Below are 19,346 nucleotides of genomic sequence, written 5' to 3'. Positions count from 1 at the left end.
GGGGACCCGCTCCGCCGGGCGGAGGAGGGGTGAGGGCCGTGGGCTTTTTCATCTTGGCAGTGGTGGTGATCGTGCTGGTCGCGCTGGTGGCCGCGGACCGGAAGCGGGGCGGGCGCAGGGGCGGCCGGAGCCGTTCGTCCGCCGCCGGTGGCGTCGCGGGCGGTACGGCGGGCGGCAGCTGGTGGGCGGGGGACAGCGGTTCCGGTGGTCACCACTCGGGCGGTCATTCCGGTGGTCACCACTCCTGCGGTGGTGGCGGCCACTCGTCCTGCGGCGGCGGGTCGTCCTGCGGGGGCGGTTCGTCGTGCGGTGGAGGCGGAGGCGGCTGCGGCGGCTCCAGCTGATACCGGCTGTTATTCAGGCAGTTGTCCGGGCAGTTGTCCGGGCTGCTCTTCATGCGGTTCCTCGGGCGGTTCTCCGGGCGGGACGTCCCGTCCCTTCCCGGCCGGACTCCCCAGCGCGCCCGTCGGGTCAACCCCCGGCGGGCGCGCCTCTGTTCGACCGCACCGCACCGCACAGCACCGCCGCGCCCGCTCCGAGCGCCCTGGCACCCGCTGTTGTGACCCATCTCTCAGTCCGTCCGCTCGGCTGCTCGCAGCCCGGCAGGAGACCGCACAGCGTGCCCCACGGCTCACCTCACGGCTCATCCCGCACCCCCTCACCGCCGGTTTGTTGAACGTATGAACAGCGGAGCCCCCGGGGGGATGGAAACCCCGTCAAGTTGGGTAAAAACGCTGTGAGCGTCGCGTACTTCGTGATTCCCTCCATGTGAGAAGAAGCAGCCCTCGGACCTGAGACCTGACCGTGGCCCATGCCGGCGTCTCTTTCCCTGACACCTGCTCCGGGGAGACCCCCGTCCATCTGCCGATTGTGTGTTTGCGGAGCCCACCCATGCTCACGACCCTCAGTACTGCCTACACCGACACTCGCGCCGCCGATCTGGCCTGGGCGCTGGGCCGCGAACCGCTGCCCGCGCTCGCGGTCCTCGATCTCGAACTCGGCGGCGCCAAGCTCCAGATGAGGCTGCTCGGCGCCTCCCACCAGGTGCTTCTGGAGGAGGAGGGCGGCGCCTGTTCCGAGACCGTCGCCTGCATCCCGGGAAGCAGCACTCCTTTACCGCTCGGCGTCGCGGAGCGCGTCGGTGACTGGGGATACGAGTTCTCGGCCTGCGTCGAGACGCTCTCGGCCTGCTCGTTCGCGGGGCGCGCGCAGGAGTTGCTCGCGCTGGTCGCCGACCATCCGAACGGCCTTGCCGGTACGTTCCCGGGCTCGCCGCACGCCTTCACCGCGATGCTCGCGCAGCGGCGCGAGGGCCAGGTGCACTGGCGCACCTGGCATGCGTACCCGCAGGAGGGGCAACTCGTGGTGACCCGCACGCGAGTTGGGGTGCGTATCCCCGTCGATGCCTGATTGCACCCTTGCGGGTGACAGTTCGTGTGTGTCGCGTGACGTAGCGTTCGCAGCATGATCGACCAGTCCGCGCCCCCCGAAACGCAGGCTGCGCGGCTCTCCGTACGCCCGGGGACCGGCAGGCTGCTGGTGCTCGCCACGGTCTTCGTCTGCGCCGCCTGCGGACTGGTGTACGAGCTCGAACTGGTCGCGCTCGCCTCGTACTTGATTGGGGACTCCGTCACCCAGGCGTCCGTCGTGCTGTCCGTCATGGTCTTCGCGATGGGGATCGGCTCGCTCCTCGCCAAACGGCTGCGGGTCCGCGCCGCCGTGGGCTTCGGGCTCGTGGAGGCGGCACTGGCGCTGATCGGCGGCGGCTCGGCGCTCGTGCTGTACGCGTCGTTCGCCTGGGCGGGCGGCGGCGGTTCGCGGTATGCCCTGGTCGGTTTCTCGCTGGCGATCGGGGTGCTGATGGGTGCCGAGATCCCGCTGCTCATGACGCTGATCCAGCGGGTGTCGCGGCAGGACGCGGGCGGCGCCGTGGCCGACCTGTTCGCGGCGGACTACGTGGGCGCGCTGGTCGGCGGTCTCGCCTTCCCGTTCCTGCTCCTCCCCGTGCTCGGCCAGCTCACCGGGGCGCTGCTCACCGGCACGGTCAACGCCGTGGTCGGCGGGGCGCTGGTGCTGTGGCTCTTCCGGCGCGACCTGACGACGCGGGCCCGGTGGTGGCTGATCCTGGGGAACGTGCTGGTGCTCGCCGTGCTGGCCACCGCCACGGCGCTGGTGAGCGACTTCGAACTGGCGGCGCGGCGGGCGGTGTACGGGGCGCAGGTGCGGGTCGCCGAGCAGACCCGCGTCCAGGAGATCGTCCTGACCCGGTCCGCGCACGGCACCCTGGACCTCTTCCTGGACGGCAGGCTCCGGGTCGACGGCGCGGACGAGCGGCAGTACCACCGGGCGCTGGTCGACCCCGCGATGCGCGGCCCCCACCGGAACGTGCTGATCCTGGGCGGCGGCGACGGCCTCGCGGCCCGCGAGGTGCTGCGTCACCGGGGGGTGGCGTCGGTGACGCTGGTCGAGCTGGACCCGGGTGTCGAACGGCTGGCACGCACCGATCCCGGACTGTCCGCGCTCAACGGGCACGCGTACCGGGACCCGAGGCTGCGGGTGGTCACCGGTGACGCCTTCGACTGGCTGCGCTCGCCGAGACCGCGGTACGACGTGGTCCTCACGGATCTGCCCGATCCGGGGATCACCGCGAGCACCAAGCTCTACTCGGAGGAGTTCTACGGGCTGGTGTCGCGGGTGCTGGCCCCGGGCGGCCGGCTGGCCGTCCACGCGGGCCCGGTCGACACCCGTCCGGGCGTTTTCTGGACGGTCGACGCGACGGTGCGGGCGGCGGGCCTGCGGGCGGTTCCGTACCGGGCGTCGGGCCGTGGTGCGGGCTTCGCCGCGGGCCCCGACCGGGCGAAGGGTGCGGGGGAGGCGCCCAGCGACTGGGGCTTCGTCCTGGCGGCCCGCAGGGATCCGGAGCTGGGGGCGTCGGCTGCGGACACCTGGTCACGCGTGCCGGGCGCCCCGCCGGAGGTGCTGCCGTCGACGCTGGTGCATCCGCGGTACGGGGGGTGAACGGGCCGGCGGCAGGACACCCGGACAGGACACCTGGCCAGGACACCGGGAACCGGACGCGCCGTCCGGGGCCGACCCGCATCGGTGGGGACGGAAAGGCAGACGTGTCGGCCGTGGCTGAGTAGGCTCGGCTTCCATGGAGCATGAGGTGTTCGTTCCGGTTCCGGCAGAGTCCGTCCGACGGGTCCTGGCGGACCCCGCCCGTGTGGCCCGCTGTGTACCGGGGCTCCAACAGGACGCGGACAGCGCTGAGGGGCCGCTCGCGGGCCGGCTCAAGGTCCGGATCGACGGGCACACGATCACGTACCGCGGCACCGTACGCATCGCGGAACGGGACGGTGGCTACGAGGTCGACGGCGAGGGCACGGAGGCGCGCGGACCGGGCTCGGTGAAACTCTCACTGAAGCTGAGCGTGGCGGACGCCGGTACGGATGCCGGTACGGGTACGGCCCTGAGGTGTACGGGAACGGCACAGGCGACCGGCGGCCGTCTGGCGGACCTTTCCCCCGAGGCGGTGCTCGCGGCCGCACGCCGCCTGCTGGACCGGTTCGGCGACCGCGTAGGGGCCGAGGCGCAGGCCGAGACACAGGCCGGTGCCCAGCCCGGTGCACAGAAAGAGACCCAGCCCGATGCGCTGCCCGATGGGCAGAGCGCGGAGCCGGCGGGCGGTAAGCCTGCGGACCCGTCGCCTGCGGACCCGGCAGCGGACCAGGCGCCTGCGGAGAGGCCGGCCGAGACCGGTGATTCCGAGACCGGCGATTCCGGGCCCGGCGATTCCAGTGATGAGGCCGGGGCGTCCGTGTTCGACGCGGAGGTGCCGCCGCCGTCGCTCGACCCGGTGTCCGATGCGGGCTTCACCTCCGCCGGTGACCCACCCGTGGAGGCCGCCCACGCCCGCCGCACGATGATCGGCCGCAGTGCGGAGGAGGTCGACCATGCCCCGCCCCGGGGCCGCTACGCCCCGGTACCGGCCCCGTCGTCGAGCACGGCGGGAGCGACCCTGCGGTGGGCGGCCCCGGCGGCGGCCCTGGCGCTGGCATCGGCGGTCGTGGTGGGCAGGGCGCTGCGGCGCCGACGCTGAACCGGGCAGCCGATCACGCCCCGTCCCGTTAGGGTCGGGGCGTGAGTAGCGAAGAGGTCCGGCTCGTCGCCGGCGACGTCGAGTTGACCGTGAGCCCCGAGAACGGGTGCCGTATCCGCAGCCTCCGCATCGGCGGCACCGAACTGCTGCGCCAGGGAGACAAGTTCGGCTGTTTCCCGATGGTGCCCTGGTGCGGCCGTACCGGAAACGGCCGGTTCAGCAGTGGCGGCATCCCGCACCAGCTGCCGCTGAACTCCCCGCCGCACGCCATCCACGGCACCGGCCGCAACACCGCCTGGCAGCCCGCCCGCGCCGGCAGCGGCGACGGGCCGGGTGCGGCGGCGTTCACCTACGATCTGGCCGATCCCTGGCCGTACACCGGCCGGGTCACCCAGACCTTCGAGCTGACCGAGTCCGCCCTGACCCTCACCCTCGGTGTGGAGACCTACGGCGACTCGTTCCCGGCGCAGGCCGGCTGGCACCCCTGGTTCAACCGGAACCTGGGCGCCGGCGGCGATGCGCAGCTCGACTTCGAGCCCGCCTGGCAGGAGGAGCGCGGCGACGACCACCTGCCCACGGGCAAGCGGATCGACCCCGTTCCCGGCCCCTGGGACGACTGCTTCGGGATGCCGGACGGCGTGGACGTCACCCTCACCTGGCCCGAGCAGCTGGAGCTGAAGGTGAGCAGCCGCGACGAGTGGGTCGTGATCTACGACGAGCAGGCGGAAGCGGTCTGTGTCGAACCCCAGTCCGGCCCGCCGAACGGCCTGAACACGCTGCCGCGCCTGGTCACACCCATCGACCCGCTGGAGATCGCGACGACCTGGAGCTGGCGCCGGCTCTGAGCCACCGCCATTGCCGCCCCCGAGCCACGGGAGGGAAGTCCCAGCCGTCGCAATTAAGCTCGGGGGCATGACTGACGTACGCGCTGATCTGCTCCAGCACATCAAGGACAAGGCCGTGGTGCACGGCAAGGTGACGCTCTCCTCGGGGATCGAAGCCGACTGGTACATCGATCTGCGCCGGATCACCCTGGACGGCGTGGCCGCGCCCCTGGTCGGCCAGGTGATGCTGGATCTGACCGACGGGCTGGACTTCGACGCGGTCGGCGGGCTGACGCTGGGCGCCGACCCGATCGCGGACGCCATGCTGCACGCCTCCGCCGCCCGCGGGAAGACGCTGGACGCCTTCGTCGTACGCAAGGCCGCCAAGACGCATGGGATGCAGCGCCGCATCGAGGGTCCGGACATCAAGGGACGCCGCGTCCTGGTCGTCGAGGACACCACCACGACGGGCGGTTCTCCGATGACCGCCGTGGACGCGGTGCGCGAGGCCGGTGGCGAGGTGGTCGCCGTCGCCACGATCGTGGACCGCAACACCGGCGCCGCCGAGGTCATCGCCGAGGCGGGGGTGCCGTACGTCTTCGCGTACAACCAGGGTGACCTCGACCTGTGAGGACCTGAGTACAGGGTGTGGTTTCACGTGAAACCACACCCCGTCGTCCGGGTCAAGCCACCACGCCCGGTGGACCCGCGCCACGAGTCTGGAAAGATGGGCGGCGACGATGACGTCGCCCCCAGGTCAGGGACCAGTTACGCACACCCGCACATCCCAAGGAGCGGACAGATGCCCATCGCAACCCCCGAGGTCTACAACGAGATGCTCGACCGGGCGAAGGCAGGCAAGTTCGCCTACCCGGCCATCAACGTGACCTCGACCCAGACCTTGCACGCGGCGCTGCGCGGCTTCGCCGAGGCCGAGAGCGACGGCATCATCCAGATCTCCACCGGCGGTGCGGAGTTCCTGGGCGGCCAGTACGCCAAGGACATGGTCACCGGATCGGTCGCGCTCGCCGAGTTCGCGCACATCGTCGCCGAGAAGTACCCGGTCACGATCGCGCTGCACACCGACCACTGCCCCAAGGACAAGCTCGACGGCTATGTCCGTCCGCTCCTTGAGGTCTCCCGCAAGCGCGTCGAGGCCGGTCTCAACCCGCTCTTCCAGTCGCACATGTGGGATGGCTCCGCCGAGACCCTCGCCGACAACCTGGCCATCGGCCAGGAGCTGCTCGCGCAGGCTGCCGCCGCGAAGATCATCCTTGAGGTCGAGATCACCCCGACCGGCGGCGAGGAGGACGGCGTCAGCCACGAGATCAACGACTCGCTGTACACGACCGTCGATGACGCGCTGCGTACCGCCGAGGCGCTCGGTCTGGGTGAGAAGGGCCGCTACCTGCTGGCCGCCTCCTTCGGCAACGTGCACGGGGTCTACAAGCCGGGCAACGTCGTCCTCCGCCCCGAGCTGCTGAAGGACCTCCAGGAGGGCGTCTCCGCCGAGTACGGCAAGCCCGCCGGCAGCCAGCCGTTCGACTTCGTCTTCCACGGCGGCTCCGGGTCCTCCGCGGAGGAGATCGCCACCGCGCTGGAGAACGGCGTCGTGAAGATGAACCTCGACACCGACACCCAGTACGCCTTCACGCGTCCCGTGGTCGACCACGTCTTCCGCAACTACGACGGCGTCCTGAAGGTCGACGGCGAGGTCGGCTCCAAGAAGACCTACGACCCCCGCACCTGGGGCAAGGCCGCCGAGGCCGGCATGGCCAAGCGCGTCACCGAGGCCTGCGCGAACCTGCGCTCCACGGGCACCCGCATCAAGTAGTCACGTCCGTCACGCCGGGCCCGGTATCCCGACCAGGGGTGCCGGGCCCGTGTCATATCCGCAGTGCCCGGGGGCCGAGACCCGGGGGCCGATACCCGGGGGTCCGAGAAAGGTGCCGCACGTGGAGTACGACTTCGACACCGCCGTCGACCGGCGCGGTTCCTGGAGCGTCCAGTGGGACGGGGTCGCGGACCGGTTCGGCGTGGACGGGTTGCTGCCCTTCACCATCTCCGACATGGACTTCCGCTCTCCCCCCGAGGTCCTCGCGGCTCTCCACGAGCGGATCGACCACGGGGTGTTCGGATACACCGACTGGCGGCTCGGGGAGTTCCGGGACGCGATACGCGACTGGTACGCGACCCGCTTCGACACCCGGATCGACAACGGCCGCATCGTGTACGGGCCCTCCGTGCTCAACCAGCTCTCGCAGCTGCTGCGGATGTGGACGGACGAGGGCGACGGTGTGGTGGTCCACACCCCCACCTACGACGGGTTCACCAAGGCGGTCTCCGGCCTGCGCCGGGAGCTGCGCGGCTGCCCCGTGGACGACGACGCGGAGCTGGAGCGTCAGCTCGCCCGGCCGGACAGCAGGGTTCTGCTGCTCTGCTCGCCGCACAACCCCACCGGCCGGGTGTGGACCCATGGCGAGCTGACCCGGTTCGCCGCACTCGCCGAGCGGTACGGCACCGCGGTCATCTGTGACGAGATCCACGCCGACTTCGTGCACGAGGGGCACCGGCATCTGCCCTGGACCCGGTACGGGCGCGGCCGCTGGGCGCTCATCAGCTCCGGCAGCAAGGCGTTCAACTTCCCGGCGCTGACCGGTTCGTACGGCATGATCGGCGACCCGGCCGACCGGGCGGAGTACCTCACCCGTATGGAGACGGCCGAAGGGCTGGCCTCGCCCGCGGTGCTCTCGCTGACGGCGCACATCGCGGCCTACCGGCACGGGGCGGCCTGGCTGGACGCGGTGCGTGCGTACGTCGCGGCGAATCTGTCGATGCTCGCCGAGCGGCTGCACACGGCCTTTCCCGAGCTGGGCTGGGCGCCTCCGCAGGCCGGATATCTCGCCTGGATCGATCTGCGCCCGCTGGGCATCGACAGCGCCGCCCTTCAGCGGCAGCTGATCGAGGTGGAGAAGGTGGCGATCATGCCGGGCACGGTCTACCGGGCGGAAGGGTTCGTCCGGCTCAACGTGGGCTGCCCGCGGGACAAGGCGGAGACGGGCACCGACGCGCTCGTGCGGGCGGCACGGGCCGTGCGGCCCTAGCCAGGTCCTGTCCGGCCTGCCCCCCCTGCTCCCGCTTCTGCTCCGCGGCCTGCTCCTGCCCCTCCTGGCTTGTCCTGCCGCCCCTGGCAGCCGTATCCGCCGGGGCCAGGCAGACTGGCCTCCATGTCCATTCACGAGAATCTGCTCGGGGGCCCTCCCGAGACCCGTCTTCCCGACGACCCCGAACCCCGCGAGCTCCTCGCGGGCGGCACCGCCCCCGCCGATGTGGCGGCGAAGTACCCGACCTCCTCGCTCGCCTGGGCGCAGCTGGCCGACGACGCCTTCGAGCACGGGAGGGTCGTCGAGTCGTACGCCTACGCCCGTACCGGCTACCACCGCGGCCTCGACTCACTGCGCCGGGCCGGCTGGAAGGGTCACGGTCCCGTGCCGTGGGACCACGAGCCGAACCGCGGCTTCCTGCGGGCCCTGCACGCCCTGGCCCGCGCCGCGCAGTCGATCGGTGAGGACGCGGAGTACGAGCGCTGCACGGAGTTCCTGCGGGACTCCTCGCCGGCCGCCGCGGAGACGCTGGGCTGACCCGACCGTGCGGAACGGGGGCCGGACACGTTGCGTGTCCGGCCCTTGCCGTCCGGGCCCCCGCGCGTCCGGGCCCTTGCTTGTCTTGCCGAGGAGCGGGTTCCGCGTCGATGATGAAGGTGGGGACCGGGGCCCACCTGTCGACGGAAGGGGCGGACCGCTACCTGGAGCGCCACCGAGGAGACAGCGATGTCTACGCCTTCGCACGACCCGGCCCCGAGCCACGACCCCGATCCGAACCTGGACTTCGCGGGGACCACTCCGTACGAGGACTACGTACAGGCGGATGTCCTCACCCACCTCCAGCATCTGCGCTCCGACGATCCGGGCGAGATGGTCTTCCTGGTGACCACCCAGGTCATGGAGCTGTGGTTCACCGTGATCGTCCACGAGTGGGAGACCGCCGCGGCGGCCCTGCGCGGTGACGATCTGCCGGTCGCCCTCGCGGCCCTGAAGCGCTCGACGTACGAACTCCAGTCGCTCAACGACTCCTGGCGGCCGCTGGCCCAGCTCACCCCCGCGCAGTTCAACGCGTACCGCAGCGCGCTCGGTGAGGGATCGGGTTTCCAGTCCGCCATGTACCGCAGGCTGGAATTCCTGCTGGGTGAGAAGTCCGCTTCGATGCTGGTCCCGCACCGCGGAGCGCCCCGGGTCCACGCCGAGCTGGAGAAGGCGCTGCAGGAGCCGAGCCTGTACGACGAGGTGCTGCGGTACCTCGCCCGGCACGGGCAGCCGGTGCCGGACGCCGCGCTCCGGCGCGATCTCTCGCGCAAGTACGAGCCGTCGCCGGAGGTCGAGGCGGTCTGGACGGCGGTGTACACGGGGGAGCAGGACTCCCCGCTGGTCCGGCTCGGCGAGGCGCTGACCGATGTCGGCGAGCTGGTGTGGCGCTGGCGCAACGACCATCTGGTCGCGACCCGCAGGGCGATGGGGTCGAAGACCGGCACGGGCGGTTCGGCCGGGGTCTCCTGGCTGGAGAAGCGCGCCGCGAAGAGCGTGTTCCCCGAGCTGTGGACGGCCCGCAGCCATGTCTGACCCGGCCACCCCGATGCCCCCGACGACCGAGGATCAGCTGATGAACCAGCCCGCACCGGTGCGGTCCGAGCCCGACCTGTCCGCGCTGGCCCGCCGGGCCGCCGAGCTCGACGCCGCCGACGAACTGGCCCCGCTGCGGGAGCTGTTCACCGTCGCCCCCGGCACGGTCTACCTCGATGGCAACTCCCTCGGCGCCCTGCCCCGGCACGTTCCCGCGCGGATGCAGGAGGTCATCGCCCACGAGTGGGGCACGCTGGGCATCCGCTCCTGGGAGGAGTCCGGCTGGTGGACCGCGCCGGAGCGCATCGGCGACCGGATCGCGCCGCTCGTCGGTGCGGCGTCCGGCACGGTGGTCGTCGGCGACTCGACAAGCGTGAACGTCTTCAAGGCACTTGTGGCCGCTGTCCGGCTGGCCGGGGAGGACCGCGACGAGATCCTGGTCGACGCGGCGACGTTCCCGACGGACGGCTACATCGCCGAGTCGGCGGCCCGGATGACCGGACGGCGGCTCGTCCCGTACGCGCAGGGCGACCCGGTCGGTCCCCGTACCGCCGCCGTCCTGGTCAACCACGTCGACTACCGCACGGGACGGCTGCACGACCTGCCCGCCGTGACCGCCGCCGTGCACGCGGCGGGCGCGGCGGTCGTCTGGGACCTCTGCCACAGCGCGGGCGCGCTGCCCGTCGGGCTCGGTGCCCACGGGGTCGACTTCGCGGTCGGCTGCACCTACAAGTACCTGAACGGCGGGCCGGGTTCGCCCGCCTTCCTGTATGTGCGCCCGGACCTCCAGGCATCCTTCGACTCACCGCTGCCGGGCTGGAACTCGCACGTGGACCCGTTCGGCATGGAGCCCGGATACACCGCGGCGGAGGGCGCCCCGCGTGGCCGGGTCGGCACCCCCGACATCCTCTCGATGCTCGCGCTGGAGTCGGCGCTCGATGTGTGGGAGGGGGTGTCGGTCGAAGCGGTCCGGGCCAAGTCACTCGTCCTGACGGACTTCTTCCTGGAGTGCGTGAGCCTCGAATCGGTGACTCCGGCCGTCCACGGACAGCGGGGCAGCCAGGTGTCGCTGCGGTGCGAGAACGCCGGGGCGGTCATGAAGGAACTGATCGCCCGCGGGGTCGTCGGGGACTTCCGGCCGCCGGACATCCTGCGCTTCGGGTTCACCCCGCTCTACGTCAGTTTCGGTGATGCGCTGCGTGCCGCGCGCGTTCTGGGGGAGGTACTTGCCTGATAGCGTCCCCGCTGGTCAGGGCAATCGCGCCCGCACAGAGAGAGGTTGGAGCCGTATGTCGGACGACGCAGAGGCCGATTCGGTCCTCGCGCACCCAGCCGTCGCCCCCGATGCCACCGCTGCGTACGGCGAACACCCCGACCAGACCGTGGACTTCTACGCCCCGCACGGCGGCGAGGGGCCGGTCCCGCTCGTCGTCGTGCTGCACGGCGGCTCCTGGCGGCAGCGGTACGACCGCCGGCACATCTCCCCGTTCGCCGGGTTCCTGGCCCACCGGGGCTTCGCCGTCGCCAGTGTCGAGTACCGGCGGGGCGGTGCCGACGAGGGGAGCGCCGGGCGGTGGCCCGACACCCTCGACGACGTCGCCGCCGCCCTGGACGCGCTGCCGGAGCTCGTACCGTCCGGCCTTCCGCGCGCCGACCTGCGGCGGACGGTGCTCACCGGGCATTCGGCGGGCGGTCATCTCGCGCTGTGGGCGGCCGCCCGGCACGTGCTGCCGCCCGAGGCGCCCTGGCACCGGTCCACGCCGCCCTTCCGGGGGGTGGTCGCGCTGGCACCGCTCGCGCACTTCGGCCTCGCCCGTGAGCTGGGGGTGTGCGAGGGCGCGGTGGAACAGTTCCTGGCGTCCGCCGACACGGCGGTCGCGGGCACCGCGGGAGCGGACACCGCAGCCGTGGTCCGTGCGCAGTGGGCGGACCCTTCCGCCCTGCTCCCCACCGGGATCGCGACCACCGTCGTCCAGGGCCGGGACGACACCACGGTCCCGCCGCAGCTCGCCGACGCGTACGCGGACGCGGCGGCCAAGGAGGGCGAGCTGGTCGGCGTGACGCTCCTCGACGGTGTCGGGCACTTCGCGCCGATCGACCCGGCGGCCGACGCCTGCGCGGTCGTCGTCGCGGAGATCGAGCAACTGGCCTGGTGAGGGCCGCTCCACCCGCCAGTAGTACCTGAGGGGGACCCCGCAGGATCCGCAGCAGTACGGACGACCGTGACGCCGCTGCCGCCTACCTTGGTCCGTGTGACCGATACAGAGACGCGGAGCCCCGAGATCCAGCTGGCAGTGGGTGTCCTGGCGGGCTTGCGCCAGGACCTCTTCACCGATGCCTTCGCCTACCGCCCGCTCCGGCCCATGCGTACGGACGGACCGCTGACCAGGCGGTTGCCCGGCCGGATACGGGCACGCGCCGGATGGACCCCGCACGCGGTGGTGCTGGGTCTCGCGCTGTTCACGCTGCTGCTGGCAGCCAACGGCACCGTCGACTTCGACGGCCCCCTGTCGCTCCTGACCGGCCTGATCTCGGCAGGGGTGGTCGCGATGACCCTGGTCAGGCCGGTCGGTGCCTGGTGGGCGTCGATGGTGGCCACCCCCGTGGTCGGGCTGGTCGACAGGGGCTCGGGGGCCTGGCCCTGGTCCGACAGCGCTTTCCTCGCGCATCTCGTGGTGCTCACCGTGGTCGCGGCCAGGAGCCGGCCCCGTACCGCCGCCTGGATGTGGGCGGGTACCGCCCTGTACGGGTTCCTCGCGGGGACTGTCCTGGGCCCTGCCGGTTTCTACGGCTCCGACACGGCGTTCATGCTGTTCCTCTCCGCGGTCGCACTCCTCGTCACCACGACGGTGCAGGTCCGCCGCGAGGCGCACCGCGAGGTCACCGCCCAGCAGACGGTCACCGCCATCGAACGCGACCGGCGCACGCTCCTGGAGGAGCGCACCACCATCGCCCGTGAGCTGCACGACGTCGTCGCCCACCACATGTCGGTGGTCGCCATCCAGGCCGAGGCCGCCCCGTACCGGGTGACCGACCCGCCGCCCGAGCTGACCAGGTCGTTCGAGGTGATCAGGGAGAACGCGGTGGCGGCCCTGACGGAGCTGCGCCGGGTGCTCGGTGTCGTACGGGCCGAGGACTACGAGGCCCCGGACGCCCCGCAGCCCACCCTCGCCGCACTCGAAGGGCTGCTCACCAATGTCCGGGAGGCGGGCCTGACCGTGGAGAAGACCGTGACCGGCGCGGTGCGTGAACTCCCGCAGGGCGTCGAGCTGTCGGCGTACCGCATCATCCAGGAGGCGCTGAGCAACACCCTGCGCCACGCACCGGGCTCGCAGGCCCGGGTGGAGATCGGTTACGTCTTGGGCGGGCTCGGTCTGCGCGTGGTCAACGGGCCGCCGCAGGGCCTGGCCAAGCCTTCCCCCAGCTCTCAACTCCGTTCGGGCAGCGGACATCCCATTCCGGGGGCCGGGCACGGCATCACCGGGATGCAGGAGCGGGTCACCATGCTGAACGGTGAGATCACCACGGGCAGTACGGAGGACGGCGGTTACGAGATCGCCGCGTTCATTCCGGTGCAGCGTCCCGCACAGGAGTCCGAATGACGGCCGCCCCGGCCATCAGGGTCCTGGTCGTCGACGACCAGATGATGGTGCGCGAGGGGTTCTCGGTCCTGCTCAACGCGATGCCGGACATCGAGGTGATCGGCGAGGCGGTCAACGGTGTCGAGGCGGTCGCCCAGGTGGCCGCCCTGCGCCCGGACGTCGTCCTGATGGACATCCGGATGCCCGAACTGAACGGTATCGAGGCGACCCGCGAGATCGTCGCGGCGGACGAGTCGGCGAAGGTGCTGGTCCTGACCACCTTCGACCTGGACGAGTACGTCTACCAGGCGCTGCGTGCGGGGGCCTCGGGCTTCCTGCTGAAGGACGCGTCGGCCCGCCAGCTGGCCGACGGCGTACGGGTGGTGGCGGCCGGCGAGGCGCTGCTCGCCCCCACGATCACCAAGCGGCTGATCGTGGAGTTCTCCCGGCTGTCGGACACTCCGAGGCAGCCCTCGCTCGCCCGGGCCGAGGAACTCACGGAGCGCGAGAGCGAGGTGCTCGTACTGATCGCGCAGGGCCTGTCGAACGCGGAGATCGCCTCCCGGCTGATCGTCGCCGAGTCCACCATCAAGACGCACGTGAGCCGGATCCTGGTGAAACTCGGCCTGCGGGACCGGACCCAGGCGGCGGTCTTCGCGTACGAGACGGGGCTGGTCAGGCCGGGGTAGCGACGTTCCGGAGGGGACCATCCGGGGCGTGTCCCCCGAACGTGCGCGGGCCGGGCCCCGGAGGGCCCGGCCGCTCCCTCAGATGCCCAGCCGGGCCGCGATCCCGTCCAGCACGCAGTCGAGACCGATCTCGAAATGCCAGAGCGGGTCGTCCCTGCGCTCGCTCCCGCGGAGCACCTCGCGGTACATCGGGTACTTGCCGGTGCCCATCAGATACGTCATCTGCGGGGCCAGCGCCCCGCGTACGTCGTCGCCGCTCGACCAGCCCTCGTCCTTCATCAGCTGCCGCATCGCGACTTCCGCGTGCGCCTGGCCGGCTGTGAACGAGGTGACGGTGACGAAGGCCGCGTACATCGTGTCCGCGTCGAGGCCGAGGCCGTCCAGCGAGGTCAGCGCCCGCTCCAGTACGGCGAACCGGGCGGGGGTCATCGCTACCCCCGCCCGCGCTGAGGAGAGCTGCCCGAGCCAGGGGTGGGCCAGGAAGAGCTGCCGGGTGCGGAGCGCGAGGGCCCGCAGGGTCTCCCGCCAGCCGGTGGCGTCGCCGAAGAGATCCGCCTCCACGTAGACCCGGTCGATCATCAGCTCCAGCAGTTCGTCCTTGCCGGAGACGTAGCGGTACGCCGCCATGGGGGCCACGCCCAGCTCCGTCGCCAGCCGGCGCATCGTCACGGCGGCAAGCCCCTCGGCGTCGGCGATCCGTACCGCGGCGTCGGCGATCTGCCGGGGGGAGAGCGAGGCGCGGGGCGTGGGGGCCGGGCGGTCGAGCCGTTCCCAGAGGGACTTCTGCCGCTGAGGCTGCGCGTGCTCTTCGACCATCATGTGTACAACGTATCAGGAGTAGACGTCGTACACTTTGCTGTGTACGTTGTACTCATCCCGATACGGCGTACACATCAACGTCCGCACGGGCCGACCCTGGGGGACCCATGAGCCAGCGCAATCCTGCCGACACCCGCCCGGACGAGACCCCGTCTGCCCAGGCCCGTTCAGCCGAGGGCCGCCTCGTCGATGGCCGTCTGAAGGTCGTGATGATCGTCGCCAGCATCCGCGAGGGCCGGTTCGCCCCTGTCGTGGCCGACTGGACGCGCGGCCATCTCGACCGGCACCCCGAGCTGACCGCCGACACCGTCGACCTGGCCGAGATCCCGCTGCCCACCGTGCTCCCGGCGTTCGGAAGTCCCCCGCCCGCAGGCACCACCGAGGCGCTTGCCGCGATCTCGCCCCGGCTGGCGGCGGCCGACGCGTTCGTGATCGTCACGCCCGAGTACAACCACAGCTATCCGGCATCGCTGAAGACCGCCATCGACTGGCACAACGCGGAGTGGCACGCCAAGCCCGTCGCGTTCGTCTCGTACGGAGGGCTCTCCGGCGGGCTCCGCGCGGTGGAGCATCTGCGGGGTGTGCTGGCCGAGCTCCAATCGGTCACCATGCGCAACACGGTCAGTTTCCACGGCGGCTGGAACTGCTTCGACGAGGAGGGCCGGGTCAGGGACCCGGCGAGTGACGCGGCGGCCACGTCGATGCTCGACCAGCTCGCCTGGTGGGCGCACGCGCTGCGTGACGCCAAGGCCGTCCACCCCTACCAGGGATGACCGCCATGGACGGACGGCTGAGACTCGGTGTCTTCGGGCTGCTGCTCGGGATGTTCCTGGCCATGCTCGACAGCCTGGTCGTCGGGACCGCGCTGCCCACGATCGTGCGCGATCTCGGCGGACTCGACCATCTCTCCTGGGTGGTGACGGCGTATCTGCTCACCACCGCGGTCGCCACCCCGGTCTGGGGCAAGATCGGCGATCTGTACGGCCGCAAGGGTGCCTTCCTCGCCGCGGTCGGGCTTTTCCTGGTCGGCTCGATGCTCTGCGGACTCGCGCAGTCCATGGCGCAGCTCATCGCCTTCCGCGCACTCCAGGGGCTGGGCGCGGGCGGTCTGATGGTCGGCGCGATGGCTGTCATCGGCGTGCTGATCGAGCCGCGCGAGAGCGGGCGCGTCCAGTCGATGGTCGGTGTGATCATGCCGGTGGCGTTCATCGGCGGCCCGCTGATCGGCGGGTTCCTCACCGACCGGCTGAGCTGGCGCTGGACGTTCTACGTCAACGTGCCCGCGGGTGCGGCCGCCCTGCTGATCGTCTGCCTGTTCGTTCCGCTGCGCAGCGAGCGGATCAGGGCGCGGATCGATGTCGCGGGCATCCTGTCGCTGACCACCGGCATCCTGGCGCTCACGCTGCTCGGGACCTGGGGCGGCTCCACGTACGCCTGGTCCTCGCCGCAGATTCTCGCGCTGGGTGCGGTCGGGGCGGCCGCGCTGGTCTGGTTCGTACGCGTCGAACGCACCGCGGCCGAACCCGTCATCCCGCCGCGTCTCTTCCACAACCGCAATTTCGCCCTCGCCCAGGTCCTGAGCTTCCTGTCCGGGGCGGTCATGCTCGGCCTGATGACGTACCTGCCGCAGTATCTGCAACTGGTCGGCGGCGCGAAGGCGACGGAGACCGGGCTGCTGCTGCTCCCGCTGATGTTCGGCATGCTCGCCGTGCAGCTGAGCGTCGGCCGGCTGATCAGCAGCACCGGCCGCTACCGCGTCTACCCGGTCGTGGGCGGGGCCGTCCTGACGCTGGGCGCGCTGCTTCTGCTGCTGCTCGGCGCACACACCGGGACGGTGGTCGCCTCCGCGCTCACCGTCGTGGCGGGGGCCGGTATCGGGTTCCTGATGCAGAGCACCATGGTCATCACGATGAACAGCGCCGAACCGCGCGACATGGGGGCGGCCAGCGGCACCGTCATCCTGCTCCGGACGATCGGCGGCTCGCTCGGGGTCTCGCTCCTGGGCGCGGTCTTCACCTCCCGCCTCGGCGGTCGTACGGCGGGCGCGAACGGCTTTCCGGAGGCGGTGGCGAGCGGGCTGCACGGGGTGGCGGCCGGGTGCGCGGCGCTGGCTGTGGTCGGGTGCGCGGTCGCCTGGTGCGTACGGGAGGTGCCGCTGCGGTCGGCCGTATCCCCGGAGGGGGCGGAGGCGGGGGCCACGGCCGCCCGGAGCTGACGCGGGAGCTGCTGTGGGGGCTGGCGCTGCCCGTGGTCACGCCGCGACCGCGGGCAGCGTCAGCCCCCAGACCCCCGCCCGCAGCATCCACGTCCGGGTCCGCACCGGGCCGCCCACCAGGCCGTCCCTGCGGTACCGGAAGTCCGCCCCGGACACCGTCACCGCCAGGGCCTCAGCCGTGAGCCGGTCGCCGGACGGCAGCTCGATGGCCACCTCGGCCTTCCCCGCGCCGCCCCGCGACGAGACCCGGACCCCGGCCACCGGGCAGTCCAGATCGGCCAGCAGCACGCCGTCCGCCTCCACCCGCAGCCGCTGCACCCGGGGCGCCTCCGGCGCGGGGGCCGGGCCGACGAGGGTCCGTACGAGCGAACGGCACGCGCCCCACACCGACAGCGGTCCTTCGCCCTCCGCGCCCGGCGGCCCGGAGCGCGGTCCCGCCGCCGGGATCCGCAGATCGCCCAGCACCACCGCGTCACTGTCGTCCACCAGCAGGTCCAGCCAGCGCACCGCACCGTCGAGCACCGACCGTGCCGCGGCCACCGCACCCACCGGGACACCGAGCGACCGCGCCAGTTCCAGTGCGGGCGCCGGGCCGACCGGCACCAGGGACAGGGCGCCGCGCGTCCGGTCGCGCTCGCGGTGGAGCAGGGTCACCGCCCTGAGCAGCGCCCGGTCGTCGCCCACCACCACGAGGCGCCGGTGGCCGCGTCTCGCTAGCGCCCGCGCGAACTCCTCGGGCCCTTCGGGCAGGCAGATCTTGGCGTGCGCTCCGGCGCACAGCACGTCCTTCGCGATCCGCACGGATTCGCCGTCCGCACGCCGGGCGACCCGGTCGATGACCACCAGCAGCTGATGCCCGGTGCTCGCTGCGGGATCTGGAGCCGACACCTCGGTCCTTCCTCGGGTAGCATCTTTGTGCAAGAGCCCCTTGCGCTATTGCGCCAGGGGCTTCGTCTATTCCGGGGCAGCCGGTTCGACGGTTCAGGTATCGGCGTACGACAGACGTGCGCCCCCTGACCTTGGACATGCCCCGCCCGGAAGGGGTGTACGCCTGTGCCCGCACTTGTGCTGCTCGGTGCTCAGTGGGGTGACGAGGGCAAGGGAAAGGCCACCGACCTCCTCGGTGGATCCGTGGATTACGTGGTGCGCTACCAGGGCGGCAACAATGCCGGCCACACGGTCGTCGTAGGCGACCAGAAGTACGCGCTCCACCTCCTCCCTTCCGGAATCCTCACACCGGAGTGCACTCCGGTGATCGGTAACGGAGTCGTCGTCGATCCAGCGGTCCTGCTCTCCGAGCTGAGCGGGCTGAACGACCGCGGCGTGGACACGTCCAAGTTGCTGGTCAGCGGTAACGCGCACTTGATCACGCCGTATCACACCACCGTCGACAAGGTGACGGAACGGTTCCTCGGCAAGCGGAAGATCGGCACCACGGGCCGGGGCATCGGCCCGGCCTACGCCGACAAGATCAACCGCGTCGGCATCCGCGTCCAGGACCTCTACGACGAGTCGATCCTGGAGCAGAAGGTCGAGGCCGCACTCGACGGCAAGAACCAGATCCTCGCCAAGCTCTACAACCGGCGCGCGATCGAGGCCGGCCAGATCGTCGAGGAACTGCTCGGCTACGGCGAGAAGATGCGCCCGTACGTCGCGGACACCGCGCTCGTCCTGAACAAGGCGCTGGACGAGGACAAGGTCGTCCTCATGGAGGGCGGACAGGGCACGCTCCTGGACGTCGACCACGGCACGTACCCCTTCGTCACGTCGTCGAACCCGACGGCGGGCGGCGCCTGCACCGGTACCGGTGTCGGACCGACGAAGATCACCCGGGTCATCGGCATCCTCAAGGCCTACACCACCCGGGTGGGCGCGGGACCGTTCCCGACCGAGCTCTTCGACGAGGACGGCGACAAGCTGCGCTCGATCGGCCACGAGTACGGCGTCACGACCGGCCGGGACCGCCGCTGCGGCTGGTTCGACGCGGTCATCGCGCGCTATGCGACGCGGGTGAACGGGCTGACCGACTTCTTCCTCACCAAGCTCGACATCCTCACGGGCTGGGAGCGGATCCCGGTGTGTGTGGCGTACGAGATCGACGGCAAGCGCGTCGACGAGCTGCCGTTCAGCCAGACGGACTTCCACCACGCGAAGCCCATCTACGAGTACCTGCCGGGCTGGACCGAGGACATCACCAAGGCGAAGACCTTCGCCGACCTGCCGAAGAACGCGCAGGCGTACGTGAAGGCGCTGGAGGAGATGTCGGGCGCGCAGATCTCGGCGATCGGTGTGGGCCCGGGCCGGACCGAGACGATCGAGATCAACTCGTTCATCTGAGAGACACCGCAGCACTGGACGGCGGCCGACCCGGGCTCGGGTCGGCCGCCGTCCAGTTGGGCGTCGGGGCTCGAATTGCGGGTGGTGGGTGCCCGGATTCTGAGCG

At 71.5% G+C, this 19,346-nt stretch carries 19 protein-coding genes; 17 read left to right on the top strand and 2 right to left on the bottom strand.

Features of this window, described 5'->3' with window-relative positions; all coding sequences use genetic code 11:
* Positions 1 to 38: 38 nt before the first annotated feature.
* From OG285_RS15750 to OG285_RS15685, 14 genes are all read left to right on the top strand, one after another.
* Complete coding sequence (locus tag OG285_RS15750) at positions 39 to 344, top strand: hypothetical protein (RefSeq protein WP_356826372.1); 306 nt, start codon at positions 39 to 41, stop codon at positions 342 to 344.
* 547 nt (positions 345 to 891) lie between these two features.
* Positions 892 to 1,410: a DUF2617 family protein gene (locus tag OG285_RS15745; RefSeq protein ID WP_356826370.1), complete on the top strand. Its 519-nt coding sequence runs from the start codon at positions 892 to 894 to the stop codon at positions 1,408 to 1,410.
* A 54-nt stretch (positions 1,411 to 1,464) separates the two neighbouring features.
* On the top strand, positions 1,465 to 3,018 hold the full coding sequence (locus tag OG285_RS15740) for a polyamine aminopropyltransferase (protein WP_356826368.1): 1,554 nt from the start codon (positions 1,465 to 1,467) through the stop codon (positions 3,016 to 3,018).
* A gap of 136 nt (positions 3,019 to 3,154) precedes the next feature.
* Entirely contained in the window at positions 3,155 to 4,099 is a 945-nt protein-coding gene (locus tag OG285_RS15735) for an SRPBCC family protein (protein ID WP_371791306.1), read from the top strand.
* 41 nt (positions 4,100 to 4,140) lie between these two features.
* Positions 4,141 to 4,944, top strand: a complete 804-nt coding sequence (locus OG285_RS15730) for an aldose 1-epimerase (RefSeq protein ID WP_371791305.1) — start codon at positions 4,141 to 4,143, stop codon at positions 4,942 to 4,944.
* A 67-nt stretch (positions 4,945 to 5,011) separates the two neighbouring features.
* Complete coding sequence (pyrE, locus tag OG285_RS15725) at positions 5,012 to 5,554, top strand: orotate phosphoribosyltransferase (RefSeq protein ID WP_371791304.1); 543 nt, start codon at positions 5,012 to 5,014, stop codon at positions 5,552 to 5,554.
* 171 nt (positions 5,555 to 5,725) lie between these two features.
* Positions 5,726 to 6,757 (top strand): class II fructose-bisphosphate aldolase, encoded by a 1,032-nt coding sequence (fbaA, locus tag OG285_RS15720; protein WP_356826360.1) that lies wholly within the window; start codon positions 5,726 to 5,728, stop codon positions 6,755 to 6,757.
* Positions 6,758 to 6,878: 121 nt separating this feature from the next.
* Entirely contained in the window at positions 6,879 to 8,027 is a 1,149-nt protein-coding gene (locus OG285_RS15715) for a MalY/PatB family protein (RefSeq protein ID WP_371791303.1), read from the top strand.
* A gap of 123 nt (positions 8,028 to 8,150) precedes the next feature.
* Positions 8,151 to 8,564 carry a DUF3151 domain-containing protein gene (locus tag OG285_RS15710; protein ID WP_356826356.1) on the top strand — a complete coding sequence of 138 codons (414 nt, stop codon included), beginning with the start codon at positions 8,151 to 8,153 and terminating at the stop codon, positions 8,562 to 8,564.
* A 189-nt stretch (positions 8,565 to 8,753) separates the two neighbouring features.
* The gene (locus OG285_RS15705; RefSeq protein ID WP_371791302.1) at positions 8,754 to 9,599 is read left to right on the top strand and encodes a tryptophan 2,3-dioxygenase family protein; all 846 of its coding nucleotides are present in this window, start codon (positions 8,754 to 8,756) and stop codon (positions 9,597 to 9,599) included.
* A gap of 76 nt (positions 9,600 to 9,675) precedes the next feature.
* Complete coding sequence (locus OG285_RS15700; RefSeq protein WP_371793545.1) at positions 9,676 to 10,833, top strand: kynureninase; 1,158 nt, start codon at positions 9,676 to 9,678, stop codon at positions 10,831 to 10,833.
* Positions 10,834 to 10,888: 55 nt separating this feature from the next.
* Positions 10,889 to 11,755: an alpha/beta hydrolase gene (locus OG285_RS15695; RefSeq protein WP_356826352.1), complete on the top strand. Its 867-nt coding sequence runs from the start codon at positions 10,889 to 10,891 to the stop codon at positions 11,753 to 11,755.
* Between the two features lie 96 nt (positions 11,756 to 11,851).
* A complete protein-coding gene (locus OG285_RS15690; RefSeq protein WP_371791301.1) occupies positions 11,852 to 13,201 on the top strand; it encodes a sensor histidine kinase in 1,350 nt (449 codons plus the stop codon).
* Positions 13,198 to 13,869, top strand: a complete 672-nt coding sequence (locus OG285_RS15685) for a response regulator transcription factor (RefSeq protein WP_356826348.1) — start codon at positions 13,198 to 13,200, stop codon at positions 13,867 to 13,869. Before OG285_RS15690 ends, OG285_RS15685 begins: the two co-directional genes overlap by 4 nt.
* 78 nt (positions 13,870 to 13,947) lie before the next feature.
* On the opposite strand, the gene OG285_RS15680 is transcribed toward OG285_RS15685, so the two are convergent.
* A complete protein-coding gene (locus OG285_RS15680; protein WP_356826346.1) occupies positions 13,948 to 14,688 on the bottom strand; it encodes a TetR/AcrR family transcriptional regulator in 741 nt (246 codons plus the stop codon).
* 209 nt (positions 14,689 to 14,897) lie between these two features.
* Between OG285_RS15680 and OG285_RS15675 the strand changes: the two genes are divergently transcribed.
* Both OG285_RS15675 and OG285_RS15670 read left to right on the top strand, forming a co-directional pair.
* Entirely contained in the window at positions 14,898 to 15,461 is a 564-nt protein-coding gene (locus OG285_RS15675; RefSeq protein WP_356826895.1) for an NAD(P)H-dependent oxidoreductase, read from the top strand.
* Positions 15,458 to 16,903 carry an MDR family MFS transporter gene (locus tag OG285_RS15670; protein ID WP_371791300.1) on the top strand — a complete coding sequence of 482 codons (1,446 nt, stop codon included), beginning with the start codon at positions 15,458 to 15,460 and terminating at the stop codon, positions 16,901 to 16,903. Before OG285_RS15675 ends, OG285_RS15670 begins: the two co-directional genes overlap by 4 nt.
* A 36-nt stretch (positions 16,904 to 16,939) precedes the next feature.
* Here OG285_RS15670 and OG285_RS15665 read toward each other — a convergent pair whose 3' ends face one another.
* Complete coding sequence (locus OG285_RS15665; protein ID WP_371791299.1) at positions 16,940 to 17,791, bottom strand: diacylglycerol kinase; 852 nt, start codon at positions 17,789 to 17,791, stop codon at positions 16,940 to 16,942.
* A gap of 165 nt (positions 17,792 to 17,956) precedes the next feature.
* On the opposite strand from OG285_RS15665, the gene OG285_RS15660 reads away from it, so the two are divergent.
* Entirely contained in the window at positions 17,957 to 19,240 is a 1,284-nt protein-coding gene (locus tag OG285_RS15660; RefSeq protein WP_356826340.1) for an adenylosuccinate synthase, read from the top strand.
* Positions 19,241 to 19,346 lie beyond the last annotated feature (106 nt).

Source organism: Streptomyces sp. NBC_01471 (genome assembly GCF_041438865.1).
Classification (GTDB): Bacteria; Actinomycetota; Actinomycetes; order Streptomycetales; family Streptomycetaceae; genus Streptomyces.
This window is presented reverse-complemented; position numbering and strand designations above follow the sequence as displayed.

Excerpts from the sequence above, each read along its gene's own strand:
- OG285_RS15745 (WP_356826370.1), top strand. The coding sequence starts at position 892 with ATGCTCACGACCCTCAGTACTGCCTACACCGACACTCGCGCCGCCGAT.
- OG285_RS15740 (WP_356826368.1), top strand. The coding sequence starts at position 1,465 with ATGATCGACCAGTCCGCGCCCCCCGAAACGCAGGCTGCGCGGCTCTCC.
- OG285_RS15735 (WP_371791306.1), top strand. The coding sequence starts at position 3,155 with ATGGAGCATGAGGTGTTCGTTCCGGTTCCGGCAGAGTCCGTCCGACGG.
- pyrE (WP_371791304.1), top strand. The coding sequence starts at position 5,012 with ATGACTGACGTACGCGCTGATCTGCTCCAGCACATCAAGGACAAGGCC.
- fbaA (WP_356826360.1), top strand. The coding sequence starts at position 5,726 with ATGCCCATCGCAACCCCCGAGGTCTACAACGAGATGCTCGACCGGGCG.
- OG285_RS15710 (WP_356826356.1), top strand. The coding sequence starts at position 8,151 with ATGTCCATTCACGAGAATCTGCTCGGGGGCCCTCCCGAGACCCGTCTT.
- OG285_RS15705 (WP_371791302.1), top strand. The coding sequence starts at position 8,754 with ATGTCTACGCCTTCGCACGACCCGGCCCCGAGCCACGACCCCGATCCG.
- OG285_RS15695 (WP_356826352.1), top strand. The coding sequence starts at position 10,889 with ATGTCGGACGACGCAGAGGCCGATTCGGTCCTCGCGCACCCAGCCGTC.
- OG285_RS15685 (WP_356826348.1), top strand. The coding sequence starts at position 13,198 with ATGACGGCCGCCCCGGCCATCAGGGTCCTGGTCGTCGACGACCAGATG.
- OG285_RS15680 (WP_356826346.1), bottom strand. The coding sequence starts at position 14,688 with ATGATGGTCGAAGAGCACGCGCAGCCTCAGCGGCAGAAGTCCCTCTGG.
- OG285_RS15675 (WP_356826895.1), top strand. The coding sequence starts at position 14,898 with ATGATCGTCGCCAGCATCCGCGAGGGCCGGTTCGCCCCTGTCGTGGCC.
- OG285_RS15670 (WP_371791300.1), top strand. The coding sequence starts at position 15,458 with ATGACCGCCATGGACGGACGGCTGAGACTCGGTGTCTTCGGGCTGCTG.